This is a genomic window from Serratia sp. 14-2641, from assembly GCF_001692375.1.
Lineage (GTDB): Bacteria > Pseudomonadota > Gammaproteobacteria > Enterobacterales > Enterobacteriaceae > Chania > Chania fonticola_C.
Map to the genome: position 1 here is coordinate 163,708 of NZ_LXKR01000055.1, position 12,640 is coordinate 176,347.

Here is a 12,640-nt window from a genome sequence, read left to right on the forward strand (position 1 = left end):
GCAACGATGAATATTTATCAACGGCTCGGGCTGAAGCGGGTGATCAATGCCAGCGGCAAGATGACCCTCCTTGGTGTTTCTTCGGTGCCGAAAGACGTGATGGCGGCCACGGCCGAGGCGGCGTCAGCCTTTGTGGAAATTGATGCGCTGGTGGATCGCGTTGGCGAACTCATCTCTCAGCATACCGGTGCGCAAGACAGCTATGTGACCTCCTGCGCTTCCGCCGGGGTGGCTATTGCGGTCGCGGCAGCCATTACCCGAGGGGAGCCGGAGCGGGTGGCAATGATGCCATGCAGTGACGGTTTGGCGAATGAAATCGTCATGCTGCGTGGCCACAATATTGACTACGGTGCGCCGATCACCACCGCTATCCGGTTGGGGGGCGGTAAGGTGGTTGAGGTGGGGCAAAGCAATCTGGCGGCCCGCTGGCAACTGGCAAAAGCCGTCACAGCGCAGACGGCGGCACTGTTTTACGTCAAGTCGCATCACTGTGTGCAAAAGGGCATGGTTGCGCTGAGCGATTTTGTCGCCGTGGCCCGTGATGCCGGGTTGCCGCTGATTGTTGATGCGGCCGCAGAAGAAGATTTGCGGGCTTATGTGGCAGCCGGGGCCAACATGGTGGTTTACAGCGGAGCTAAAGCGTTGGATGCACCGACCTCCGGTTTTGTTACCGGCGACCGGCAATGGATCGCCTGCTGCAAAGCTCAGCATAACGGTATTGCGCGAGCGATGAAAATCGGTAAAGAGAACATGGTGGGGCTGGTGATGGCACTGGATCATTATCAGCAGCATCAGCCGGACTGGAGCCGCCAATTACCCGCGCTGCGCGAATTGGCACAGCAGATATCCGCGTTGCCTGGCCTACAGGCTGAAATCGAACAGGATGAAGCCGGGCGAGCGATTTATCGGGTGCGGGTAAACGTGGACGCCTCCAGGCTAGGATTAACCGCCTATCAGGTGGAAGAGCAACTGCGCACTGGCGAGGTGGCGATTTACACCCGCCATTACTGGCTGAATCAGGGCGTCTTCAGCTTCGATCCACGGGCGCTGCGCGACGACGATTTTGCGTTGATTGTGGCGCGGCTGACGGAAATTGTGCAACAGGCCAGGGGGCAACATGCAACAGCTTGATTTTTACCAGGAGCGAGTGGCCATCAACGTGCTGGCCAAAGATATCCCTAACGCATTGCAGGTACACCATGCCGCCGAAGGACATGCCGCTATCGGTGTGATCTCGGCGCAGTTTACCAACGTGGAACAGGGTGTGGCCGAGGTGAAGCGCTGGATGGAGCACATCCCGGCGATTTCCGTTGGTTTGGGGGCGGGGTCAGCGGCACAGTTTTATAAGGCGGCAATGATTGCGGCGGCCACCGCGCCCGCACACGTCAACCAAACCTTCACCGGCTGTGGTTTTGCAGCAGGTGCATTGGCAGCCCGAGGTATCAGCAATACCTGCATTAATGCCTTGATCTCGCCTACCGGCACGCCAGGGAAGGTGATCATTTCCACCGGGGTTCACAGCAGCCAAGGCGAGCCTGCCGTGGTGAGTTGTGACAGCGCGGTGCGTATGATCCTCGATCTGGGGGGGCACGCGGCCAAATTTTTCCCGATGGGCGGCTTATCGTCGTTGGCAGAACTGCGCGCATTGGCGGAAAGTTGCGTACGCAATGGCATGACCATGATCGAACCCACCGGCGGGATCGATACGCGAAACATCCTGCCAATACTGGAAACCTGCCTTGACGCCGGAGTCGCAAAGGTGATGCCACACGTTTACAGTTCCATCATCGATCCGCACAGCGGAGAGACCCGTGCCGAAGAGGTCGCATCGCTGCTGGAAGGCATCAAACAGATCCTGCGCTAAGGTGCGTGGCGCCTGAATCTGCCGCACTTGCAGGCTGCCGAAAATCTTGTAAGGCTCAGGTGAAAACCCGAGCCTTTTTTAATTTTTAAAAACATTAAGGTTCTTATTTATAAACCATTTTTTTTCGCTAAATGTGAAAACGGCGGTTTGCTTTCTGATTTTTGCTATGGTAAAACTAATGCAGTTGAAAATTTTACATTCATGAGGATATTGGGCAAATCGCACGGTGTGCGGCTGAAGATAGAGAATAATTATGATGAAACTTAATAGAACGCCTCTCAGAACATCTTGTTGCCAACTTTTCCTTTCTGCCATTCTTGCCAGTGAGCATCACTGGTGTAGCGAGCTATAGCGTCTTTCTCCCTTAACCGGTGCTGATGACTGGGTTCGCATCCCGTCGTTTGGCATTGCCGGGCAAACTTCTTTAATACGTTTGGGTAGGTTTATCCCCAGAGATTTCTATATCTCAAGCGCCGCCGTGCGCCTGTTTGATGAGATAGATTGGGATAAATACGCCTTTGCGTGCGTGATTCGCCGTTTGGGAGAAAAATTATGATTTATTGGATCTTTTTAGGCTTTGCCATTACCGCCGAAATTATCGGCACCCTGTCCATGAAATACGCTAGCGTCAGCGGCGGTATGACCGGACACATCGTCATGTACGTGATGATCACCTTGTCTTACATCATGCTGTCATTAGCGGTAAAACGTGTGGCCCTGGGCGTTGCTTACGCCTTATGGGAAGGGATCGGTATCCTGTTTATTACCCTGTTTAGCGTGATGCTGTTTGATGAGCCAATCTCTGCGCTGAAAGTGCTGGGTCTGGTGGCGTTGATTGCCGGGATCCTGCTGGTGAAATCTGGCACCCGCAAGCCACGAAAACAGGTCAGCCCACGAGGTGACAACCATGCAACAGCTTGAGTTGTACCACATTGGGTTTCTGGCTTTGGCCATCGTACTGGAGATTGTGGCCAACATCTTTCTGAAGATGTCTAACGGTTTTAGCCGAGTTTGGCTGGGGCTGTTGTCTCTGGTGTCGGTATTAGGGGCGTTCAGTGCGCTGGCGCAGGCGGTGAAGGGCATCGATCTTTCGGTGGCTTATGCGCTGTGGGGCGGTTTCGGTATTGCTGCCACCATCGCTGCCGGTTGGATCCTGTTCGGTCAACGGCTCAATGCCAAAGGCTGGATGGGGCTGGCCCTGTTATTGACGGGGATGGTCATCATCAAACTGGCTTAACAGCCAAACAAAAACCGCAGGTATCAACTCTTGGATTAAGGGTATGACCTGCGGTTTTTTATTTTACAGCGCTGCGATGATCTTGATTTCAACTTTGTATTTAGGATTCATCAGACGCGCTTCTACGGTACAACGTACCGGCGCGCTGCCTGCAACAACCCAGGCATCCCAGGCGGCATTCATGGCGGCAAAATCATCGCCGTTGGCCAGGAAAATGGTGGCGTCTAAAATCCGGCTCTTGTCCGAACCCACTCGCTCCAACAGCACATCGATAGCGGCCAAGGTGTTGGCGGTTTGCGCCGTAGCGTCATCGTCCAGATTTTCCGGGACGCTGGTGTAATAAACGGTGTCATTGTGGATCACCGCTTCTGACCAGCGCTGTGCCGGATCAATTCGTTCGATATTCATGCAATTATCTCCTTATCATCAACGTCATAAGCGTATCACAGCCGGGAACGGATGTGTGTGTGGATAAAGTCGGTGGTAGCGGCGTGGCAGGCTTGGCATAATCACCGCTGAATGATACCGGCAGAGAGATAGCGTGGCAGACGATTTCGCACCAGAAGGCGCACTAGCGCAGGCAATTAAAGGGTTCAAACCCCGTGAACCGCAAAGATTGATGGCAGAGGCGGTAACGGAAGCCATCAATTTCAAACAGGAACTGGTCGTCGAGGCAGGAACCGGCACCGGTAAAACCTACGCCTATCTGGCACCGGCGCTGCGTTCAAAGCGCAAGGTGATTATTTCCACCGGCTCCAAGGCCTTGCAGGATCAGCTTTACGCTCGCGATCTGCCCACCGTGGCCAAGGCATTAAAATATAAAGGCAAGCTGGCGCTGCTGAAGGGGCGTTCCAACTATCTGTGCCTGGAACGTCTGGAGCAGCAATCCATGGCCGGTGGCGAACTGGCTGGCCAGACGCTGATCGATCTGGTGCGGCTGCGCAGTTGGTCAACCCTGACGGAAGAAGGGGATATCAGCTCGTGCAGCGATGTGGCGGAAGACAGCTTTGTCTGGCCATTGGTGACCAGCACCAACGATAACTGTCTGGGAAGCGATTGCCCACTATATAAAGAGTGCTTCGTGGTCAAGGCCCGACGCCGGGCAATGGATGCCGACGTGGTGGTGGTCAACCATCATCTGTTTCTGGCGGATATGGTGGTCAAGGAGGGCGGTTTTGCCGAACTGATCCCGGAAGCGGACGTGATGATCTTCGACGAAGCGCATCAGATCCCGGATATCGCCAGCCAATACTTCGGCAAGCAGCTGACCAGCCGCCAACTGTTGGATCTGGCCAAAGACATTACCATTGCCTACCGCACCGAGGTACGCGATAGCGCACAGTTGCAAAAGAGCGCAGATCGCCTTAGCCAGAGTACGCAGGATTTCCGTTTAGCGCTGGGGGAACCGGGTTTTCGCGGCAACCTTCGTGAGGTGCTTTCTCAACCTAACGTCCAGCGCGCCTTGCTGCTGCTCGATGATGCGTTGGAACTGTGTTACGACGTGGTCAAGCTTTCCCTTGGCCGTTCGGCGTTGCTGGATGCCGCCTTCGAGCGTGCTACGCAGTTCCGCACCCGTCTTAAGCGGCTCAAAGAGGTTAACGAACCCGGCTTCAGCTATTGGTATGAATGTAACTCACGCAGTTTTGTGTTGGCGCTGACGCCATTGACGGTATCAGACCGCTTCCGCGAGATGCTGGATGAAAAGCCGGGCAGCTGGATTTTCACCTCGGCAACGCTGTCGGTGAATGAGCAAATGGGCCACTTTACCGATCGCTTGGGGCTGAATAAGGCCAAAACACTATTGTTACCCAGCCCGTTTGACTATGCCAATCAGGCGCTGCTATGCGTGCCACGTTTCCTGCCTTCGCCGAATCAACCTGGTGGCGCACGTCAGCTGGCCCGAATGCTGCGGCCAATGATTGAGGCCAACCGGGGCCGCTGTTTCTTCCTCTGCACTTCGCATCAGATGATGCGTGAGCTGGCCGAAGAGTTCCGCGCCACCTTGACGCTGCCGGTGCTGTTGCAAGGGGAAACCAGCAAGGGTCAACTATTGGCGCAGTTTGTCGAAGCGGGCAACGCGTTACTGGTGGCAACCAGCAGCTTCTGGGAAGGGGTGGACGTGCGCGGTGATGCGCTCTCCTGCGTGATTATCGATAAGCTGCCGTTTACCTCGCCGGACGATCCTTTGCTGAAGGCGCGCATTGAAGATTGCCGTTTACGCGGTGGTGACCCGTTCAACGACGTGCAACTGCCGGATGCGGTGATTACGCTCAAGCAGGGGGTTGGCCGTCTGATCCGCGATACTGACGATCGGGGCGTGCTGGTGATTTGTGATAACCGCCTGGTGATGCGTCCTTATGGTGAGGTGTTCCTCAACAGCCTGCCGCCAACGCCGCGTACCCGCGATCTGGCGCAGGCTATTGCCTTCCTCAAGGGTGAATAGGCGTGACTTCCGGGGTGTGCTACAATGCGCGCCCTGTATGAAACCACTGATATTTCCCGCCTGAGGTTTGGCATGTCCACGCGAATTTTAGCGATCGATACGGCGACGGAAGCATGTTCTGTCGCTATCTGGAATCAAGGCGAAGTTCACGCCCTGTTTGAACTGTGCCCACGCGAGCACACCCAGCGCATTTTGCCGCTGGTGCAGCAGGTGCTGGCCGAATCTGGATTATCCCTTTCACAACTCGATGCCTTGGCCTTTGGCCGTGGCCCTGGGAGCTTTACCGGCGTGCGTATCGGTATTGGTATTGCCCAAGGGTTGGCGCTCGGCGCCGAACTGCCGATGCTCGGGATTTCCACGTTGCAAACCATGGCGCAAGGTGCTTGGCGCATAACGGGTGCACAACGAGTGTTGGCAGCGATCGATGCCCGTATGGGCGAGGTCTACTGGGGCCAGTTTGAACGCCAGCTTGACGGCCAGTGGCTCGAAAGCGCAGGGGAGGCGGTGCTGTCTCCACAGCAGGCTCTGGAGCGTGCGCAGCACTTGCAAGGCGATTGGGCCCATGTGGGTACCGGGTGGCAAACCTATCCAGATTTGGTTGCTGGTTCCTCACTGAACGTTACCGACGGGAAAATGCTGTTGCCGCAGGCCGAAGATATGCTGCCTCTGGCGCTACAAGCCTGGCAACAAGGTCTGGCGGTCAACGTGGAAAATGCTGAGCCGACCTATTTGCGTAACGAAGTCACCTGGAAGAAGCTACCGGGACGCGAATAGTTTCCTATAGTTAATCTAAAGTTGCCGCCGATAGAAAACAGGTCCGCCTGCAACTTGCACTGATGAACGTTGTCGAAGTTACAGCTAATTCAGGAGATTGCGATGATCTTAACCCGTACTGTGAGTAAAAAGCTGTTAACGCTGGCAATCGCAAGCAGCGTGTTGGCGCTCTCTGGTTGTGTGACCATTCCGGATGCTATCCAAGGCACCAGCCCAACGCCGGTCGATCGACTGTCAATGGTGCAAAACGCGCCGAAACAGTTTACCGGTGCGGAGGCACGCTTCGGCGGTACCGTGGTTGCGGTGGCTAATGAGCGTGGGCGTACCATACTGGAGATTGCGGCGGTGCCGCTGGATTCTGGCGCTCGCCCGATATTGGGAGAACCTTCGCAAGGCCGTTTGCTGGCCTCGGTTAACGGCTTCCTCGATCCGGTCGACTTCAGAGGGCAACTGGTCACCGTGGTTGGGCCGATCACCGGCCTACGGGACGGTAAGATTGGCATGACGCCTTACCGCTTTGTCACCATGGATGCGACCGGTTTCAAGCGTTGGCGCATCGCTCAGCAGATTGTGATGCCACCACAGCCGATGGGGCCTTGGGGCTGGCATAATGGCCCATGGGGCCCAGGTTGGGGCGGGGGTTATGGCTGGTATAATCCAGGTCCGGCACAGGTGCAGACTTTCGTTACGGAGTAAGGACGCAGATCTGAGGCTTCGGCAAGTAGGATGGTTTTTATACTTTAGGGCGGCTTAATGGCCGCCTTAACTTTTTTTGTTGTGCGGTTGCGTCGGCAATTAGTGACGTACATCGCAACCTGAATATTGTTTAAAACCCAAACTGGTACGCTGAGTTAAAATATTGTTAAAGTTTGGCTGCAATTTTGGGGGCTACGATGATAATTAGTAATGATTTCAGGAGTAATAGCTTGGAAAAGGTCTGGTTAAAACGTTACCCGGCGGATGTTCCGGCAGAAATCGATGCCGATCAATACTCATCCCTGATCGAAATGTTTGAGAATGCGGTTGCCCGTTACGCGGATCAACCCGCCTTTATCAACATGGGTGAGGTGATGACCTTCCGCAAGCTGGAAGAGCGCAGCCGAGCGTTTGCCGCCTACCTGCAAAACGAGTTGGGGCTGAAGAAGGGCGACCGCGTGGCGTTGATGATGCCCAACCTGTTGCAATACCCGATCGCTCTGTTCGGTATTTTGCGGGCGGGGATGGTGGTGGTTAACGTCAACCCGCTGTATACCCCCCGTGAGTTGGAACATCAACTGAACGACAGCGGTGCCAGCGCGATTGTCATCGTTTCCAATTTTGCCCATACCTTGGAAAAGGTGGTGTTCAAAACCCAGGTTAAACACGTCATTCTGACCCGTATGGGCGATCAGCTTTCCGCAGCCAAAGGCACGTTGGTCAACTTTGTGGTGAAGTACATCAAGCGGCTGGTGCCCAAGTACGATCTGCCGGATGCCATCTCGTTTCGCAGTGCGTTGCAGCGTGGCCGCCGCCTGCAATACGTGAAGCCAGATATTATCAATACCGATCTGGCGTTCCTGCAGTATACCGGCGGTACTACCGGCGTGGCGAAAGGCGCGATGCTGACCCACCGCAACATGCAGGCCAACCTGGTACAGGCCAAGGCGGCTTATGTGCCGTTACTGCGTGAAGGGCAGGAGTTGGTGGTTACCGCCTTGCCGCTGTATCACATCTTTGCGTTGACGGTGAACTGCCTACTGTTTATCGAGTTAGGCGGCCGTAGCCTGCTGATCACCAATCCACGTGATATTCCGGGCTTGGTGAAGGAGCTGGCAAAATATCCGTTCAGCGCCATGACCGGGGTAAATACCCTGTTTAATGCGCTCTTGAACAATGAAGATTTCCAGAAGCTCGACTTCTCCACGCTGCGGCTTTCCGTTGGCGGAGGGATGTCGGTGCAGAGGTCGGTGGCGGAAAAGTGGGAAAAGTTGACCGGCCATCATTTGCTGGAAGGCTATGGGCTGACGGAGTGCTCTCCACTGGTCTCTGGCAACCCGCATGATTTGAAACACTACAGCGGCAGCATCGGCCTGCCGGTGCCATCTACCGATATCCGGTTGGTGGATGATGACGGTAAAGATGTGCCGGTCGGTCAACCCGGTGAACTTTGGGTTAAAGGGCCGCAAGTTATGTTAGGCTATTGGCAACGCCCTGAGGCGACGGACGAAGTGTTGCGCGATGGCTGGCTGGCGACCGGGGATGTCGTTACCGTGGATGATGAGGGCTTTATCCGCATCGTTGACCGTAAGAAAGATATGATCCTGGTTTCTGGTTTTAACGTCTATCCGAACGAGATCGAAGAGGTCGTTAGTCAGCATCCGAAAGTGCTGGAATGTGCGGCCATCGGGGTACCCAGCGATGCTTCGGGTGAAGCGGTGAAGATTTGTGTGGTGAAGAAAGATCAGACACTCACCAAAGAAGAGCTGCTAACCCATTGCCGTCGGCACCTGACAGGGTATAAAGTGCCAAAAATTGTTGAGTTCCGTGACGAGTTGCCGAAGTCGAACGTCGGCAAGATCTTACGACGGGAACTGCGTGACGAACAGAAAAAGCCCAAGGCTGCGGATGCCGCCTAGGCTAATCGTTACTGCTCCTTTTCAACAGCGCCGGTGAATAGCCGGCGTTGTTGTGTTTGAATCATGAAAACGACCAAGAGAATGATGTTTTGAATTATCAGTTGATCACTACCGACGCCGGATTGCAGCAGGTCTGCGAGCAGGCAAGAAACTACGCCCAGGTGGCGCTGGATACCGAGTTCGTCCGCACGCGTACCTATTATCCGCAGTTAGGCCTGATCCAGTTATATGATGGTGAACAACTTTCCCTGATCGATCCGCTCCCCATCAAGCAGTGGCAACCCTTTATCGACCTGCTGGCCGATACTGCCGTCGTGAAATTCCTGCACGCTGGTAGCGAGGATCTGGAGGTGTTTCTGAACGCTTTCAAGACGCTGCCGACGCCGATGGTCGACACCCAAATCCTGGCGGCCTTCAGCGGCCATACGCTGTCCTGTGGCTTTGCCAAGCTGGTGACGGAGTATATGCAGGTCGATCTCGATAAGAGTGAATCGCGTACCGACTGGCTGGCTCGGCCATTGACCGAGCGTCAATGTGTTTATGCCGCGGCTGATGTGTTCTACCTGTTGCCAATGGCCAAGCAGCTGGTGCAGGAGACCGAGGAGGCGGGTTGGACCGCGGCAGCCGATAACGAATGCTGTTTGCTCTGCCAACGGCGCAGTGAGGCGCTGGCGCCGGAATTGGCCTATCGCGAAATCACCAATGCCTGGCAGTTACGTCCGCGCCAGTTGGCTTGCCTGCAAAAATTGGCTGAATGGCGCCTGCGTCAGGCGCGCGAACGCGATCTGGCGGTGAACTTTGTGGTGCGTGAAGAGAACCTGTGGGCCGTGGCGCGCTATATGCCGGGTTCACTGGGTGAACTGGAGGCGCTGGGGCTGAGTGGCCCGGAGATCCGCTATCATGGCAAAACCCTGGTGGCGCTGGTGGCGCAAGCGAATGCTCTGGAAGAATCAGCCTTGCCGGCACCGTTGAGTAACCTGGTCGATCATCCTGGCTATAAGAAAGTGTTCAAGGAGATTAAGGCTGCCATTACGTTGGTGAGTGAGCAGAGTGGCCTTAGCGTCGAACTGCTGGCTTCGCGGCGGCAGATTAACCAGTTGCTGAATTGGCACTGGAAATTGAAAGAGAGCGAGTCGCTGCCTGAGTTAATCAGTGGTTGGCGTGGTGAGCTATTAGCCGCGCCGTTGCAGGCAATCCTACAGGATTATTAATCGTTAAAGATCAGGCGGGGCAGTTTAAATCAAACTGTTCCGTTTCATCTCGCTAAAAATAAAGCGAAGAAAATCTTAATCGCCAGCATTCACCATAAAGAAAGTGGTGTCAAAAAGAACTGAGAGTTGTCTCAATAGCGCGGAGTTTTTATTTTTGCGGGCGCGTTTATAACTGGACGAATATACAGTGACCCCCTGTATAAAAATATACAGGAGGCACTCATTGCATCGCAATCATTTAGGTGTTTCTTCCGATTCCGGTAGCGTCACGTTAAGTTCAAGTACCGAAATATCGTCCCCTTTCTGCTCGAATTGCACGTGCAGCATTTCGGGGTCGATCTGAATGTATTTACAAATTACCGCTAGAATATCGCGTTTTAAATCAGGCAGATAGTGGGGTTCGCTGTCCCCACGACGACGTTCTGCGACGATAATCTGTAGCCGTTCCTTGGCTACACTGGCTGTTGATTTTTTGCGGGACAGAAAGAAGTCTAACAGAGCCATGGTTTATCCCCCAAAAAGGCGTTTCAGGAAGCCCTTTTTCTCTTCTTCGATGAAGCGGAACGGGCGTTCTTCCCCTAACAGGCGGTGAACGGTATCGTCATAGGCCTTACCGGCATCGGACTCACTATCAAGAATAACAGGTTCACCCTGGTTAGAGGCACGTAATACCGACTGATCTTCCGGGATCACGCCAAGTAGCGGGATACGCAGGATTTCCAGCACGTCTTCCATGCTCAACATGTCACCACGGCTGACGCGGCCTGGGTTGTAACGGGTTAGCAGCAGATGTTCCTTGATCGGGGATTCCCCTCTCTCGGCCCGGCGCGATTTGGAAGCCAGAATGCCCAGGATACGGTCGGAGTCACGTACTGAAGACACTTCCGGGTTGGTGGTGATGATGGCTTCATCGGCAAAATACAGCGCCATCAAGGCACCGGATTCGATCCCTGCAGGTGAGTCGCAAACCACAAATTCGAAGGCCATCTCGTCAAGATCGCTGAGGATTTTTTCGACGCCTTCACGGGTCAGTGCGTCTTTGTCACGGGTTTGCGAAGCGGGCAGAATGTAGAGGTTGTCGGTGCGCTTGTCTTTGATTAACGCCTGGTTCAGCGTGGCGTCACCTTGGATAACGTTCACGAAATCGTAAACTACCCGGCGCTCACACCCCATGATGAGGTCAAGATTACGCAGACCGATATCAAAGTCGATCACCACGGTTTTCTTGCCATTCTGGGCCAAGCCGGTCGCAATGGCCGCACTTGATGTGGTCTTGCCAACGCCCCCTTTACCCGATGTAACAACAATAATGCGTGCCATGAAATGGATTCCTTGTCAAAAGGGCTTAATTTAAAGGTTGTATGGTTAAAGCATTATCCAACAGGCTGAGCCTTGCTGCCTGCCCGAGGTACTCGGACGGGATTTGATCGCTCAACCAGTACTGCCCTGCGATAGAGACTAGCTCAGCACCCAGGTGCGTGCAAAAAATCTGACACTGGGTATCGCCAGAGGCGCCAGCCAGTGCACGGCCACGCATGCTACCGTAAATATGAATATTGCCGTCGGCAATCAGTTCGGCACCGGCGCTGACGCTATTGGTGACGATCAAATCGCTGTTACGGGCGTAAATCTGTTGACCTGAACGGACAGGAGTACTGATGATGCGCGTTTTGGCTGGAGCATTATCAGGCACTGGGGCTGGCGGTGCCGCCTTCTGGCCTTTGCCTTCATTGAGCAGTGGCAAACCGGCGCGGGCGATGGACCGTTTCTGCCGCTCATCTTTGCAACCGCTGATGCCGACCACGCGCAGCCCAGCCGCAGTGACAGCCCGTTGAATTTCTTTCCAGTCTGCGTCGCCGTTCAGCGTTGCAACATTAATAACAACAGGGGCATTTTTGAGAAAAGCTGGCGCTTGTTCCACCTTTTCTTGCAGTGCCTGGCGTATTACCTCGGGTTCGCAATTATGTAAATGAACCACCGATAGGGTAAAACTGCTGCCTTTTAGCTCAATTGGCGATTGTGACATCTATCCTGACTCAGTCTCAGCAACTTAAATCCCCGGAATACCACTCGGGGTGCGATATTCCGAAGTACTATAAGCATGTTATAGTCAGAGTTATATCCAGGCAAGACGCTGCCTCAATTAAATAGAGTTTTAAAAATGTTTTGTGTCATCTATAGAAGTGCCAAGCGCGATCAGACTTATCTTTATGTCGAAAAAAAGGACGATTTCTCTCGGGTGCCGGAAGATCTGATGAAAAGTTTTGGCACTCCGCAGTATGCCATGATGCTGTCGCTCGATGGGCGTAAGAAATTGGCCTCAGCGGATATCGAGAAGGTGAAAGAAGCCCTAAAACAGGAAGGGTTTTATCTGCAGTTCCCACCGCCGGTGGAAAACCTATTAAACCTTCATTTGTCTGACGCCAAAAAATAACCGGGCGTCGATTTTCAACCCTGTGTTAACGCCAGCTTTTAAGCATCATCTGCATCTGGCGG

General features: G+C 54.2%; 14 protein-coding genes. 10 read left to right on the forward strand and 4 right to left on the reverse strand.

Features of this window, described 5'->3' with window-relative positions; genetic code table 11:
• Positions 1-6 precede the first annotated feature (6 nt).
• The 4 genes from A6U95_RS19415 (at position 7) to mdtI (ending at position 3,101) form a co-directional block, all read left to right on the forward strand.
• Positions 7-1,131, forward strand: coding sequence for a DgaE family pyridoxal phosphate-dependent ammonia lyase (locus A6U95_RS19415; RefSeq protein WP_065685650.1), 1,125 nt, complete (start codon positions 7-9; stop codon positions 1,129-1,131).
• Positions 1,118-1,864, forward strand: a complete 747-nt coding sequence (locus A6U95_RS19420; protein WP_065685651.1) for a KDGP aldolase — start codon at positions 1,118-1,120, stop codon at positions 1,862-1,864. The genes A6U95_RS19415 and A6U95_RS19420 overlap by 14 nt, the downstream gene beginning before the upstream one ends.
• Before the next feature lie 552 nt (positions 1,865-2,416).
• Positions 2,417-2,785: a multidrug/spermidine efflux SMR transporter subunit MdtJ gene (mdtJ, locus tag A6U95_RS19430; protein WP_024528744.1), complete on the forward strand. Its 369-nt coding sequence runs from the start codon at positions 2,417-2,419 to the stop codon at positions 2,783-2,785.
• A complete protein-coding gene (gene mdtI / locus A6U95_RS19435) occupies positions 2,772-3,101 on the forward strand; it encodes a multidrug/spermidine efflux SMR transporter subunit MdtI (RefSeq protein WP_021181166.1) in 330 nt (109 codons plus the stop codon). Before mdtJ ends, mdtI begins: the two co-directional genes overlap by 14 nt.
• 63 nt (positions 3,102-3,164) lie before the next feature.
• On the opposite strand, the gene A6U95_RS19440 is transcribed toward mdtI, so the two are convergent.
• A complete protein-coding gene (locus A6U95_RS19440) occupies positions 3,165-3,509 on the reverse strand; it encodes a RidA family protein (RefSeq protein ID WP_021181167.1) in 345 nt (114 codons plus the stop codon).
• Between the two features lie 133 nt (positions 3,510-3,642).
• On the opposite strand from A6U95_RS19440, the gene A6U95_RS19445 reads away from it, so the two are divergent.
• The 5 genes from A6U95_RS19445 (at position 3,643) to rnd (ending at position 10,144) form a co-directional block, all read left to right on the forward strand.
• Positions 3,643-5,544, forward strand: a complete 1,902-nt coding sequence (locus A6U95_RS19445) for an ATP-dependent DNA helicase (protein WP_065685653.1) — start codon at positions 3,643-3,645, stop codon at positions 5,542-5,544.
• A 72-nt stretch (positions 5,545-5,616) separates the two neighbouring features.
• Positions 5,617-6,318: a tRNA (adenosine(37)-N6)-threonylcarbamoyltransferase complex dimerization subunit type 1 TsaB gene (gene tsaB / locus A6U95_RS19450; protein ID WP_065685844.1), complete on the forward strand. Its 702-nt coding sequence runs from the start codon at positions 5,617-5,619 to the stop codon at positions 6,316-6,318.
• 105 nt (positions 6,319-6,423) lie between these two features.
• A complete protein-coding gene (locus A6U95_RS19455) occupies positions 6,424-7,014 on the forward strand; it encodes a Slp family lipoprotein (protein ID WP_065685845.1) in 591 nt (196 codons plus the stop codon).
• A 230-nt stretch (positions 7,015-7,244) separates the two neighbouring features.
• Positions 7,245-8,933 carry a long-chain-fatty-acid--CoA ligase FadD gene (gene fadD / locus A6U95_RS19460; protein ID WP_065685654.1) on the forward strand — a complete coding sequence of 563 codons (1,689 nt, stop codon included), beginning with the start codon at positions 7,245-7,247 and terminating at the stop codon, positions 8,931-8,933.
• An 89-nt stretch (positions 8,934-9,022) separates the two neighbouring features.
• On the forward strand, positions 9,023-10,144 hold the full coding sequence (rnd, locus tag A6U95_RS19465) for a ribonuclease D (RefSeq protein WP_065685846.1): 1,122 nt from the start codon (positions 9,023-9,025) through the stop codon (positions 10,142-10,144).
• 234 nt (positions 10,145-10,378) lie between these two features.
• Here rnd and minE read toward each other — a convergent pair whose 3' ends face one another.
• From minE to minC, 3 genes are read right to left on the reverse strand one after another with little or no spacing between them, the layout of a single operon-like run.
• Positions 10,379-10,648 (reverse strand): cell division topological specificity factor MinE, encoded by a 270-nt coding sequence (minE, locus tag A6U95_RS19470; protein ID WP_021181173.1) that lies wholly within the window; start codon positions 10,646-10,648, stop codon positions 10,379-10,381.
• 3 nt (positions 10,649-10,651) lie between these two features.
• On the reverse strand, positions 10,652-11,464 hold the full coding sequence (gene minD, locus A6U95_RS19475; protein WP_065685655.1) for a septum site-determining protein MinD: 813 nt from the start codon (positions 11,462-11,464) through the stop codon (positions 10,652-10,654).
• Positions 11,465-11,489: 25 nt separating this feature from the next.
• Positions 11,490-12,170: a septum site-determining protein MinC gene (gene minC, locus A6U95_RS19480; protein WP_065685656.1), complete on the reverse strand. Its 681-nt coding sequence runs from the start codon at positions 12,168-12,170 to the stop codon at positions 11,490-11,492.
• 135 nt (positions 12,171-12,305) lie between these two features.
• Here minC and A6U95_RS19485 point away from each other — a divergent pair, with 135 nt between their 5' ends.
• Positions 12,306-12,578 carry a YcgL domain-containing protein gene (locus tag A6U95_RS19485; RefSeq protein WP_021181176.1) on the forward strand — a complete coding sequence of 91 codons (273 nt, stop codon included), beginning with the start codon at positions 12,306-12,308 and terminating at the stop codon, positions 12,576-12,578.
• The last annotated feature ends 62 nt before the right edge of the window (positions 12,579-12,640 follow it).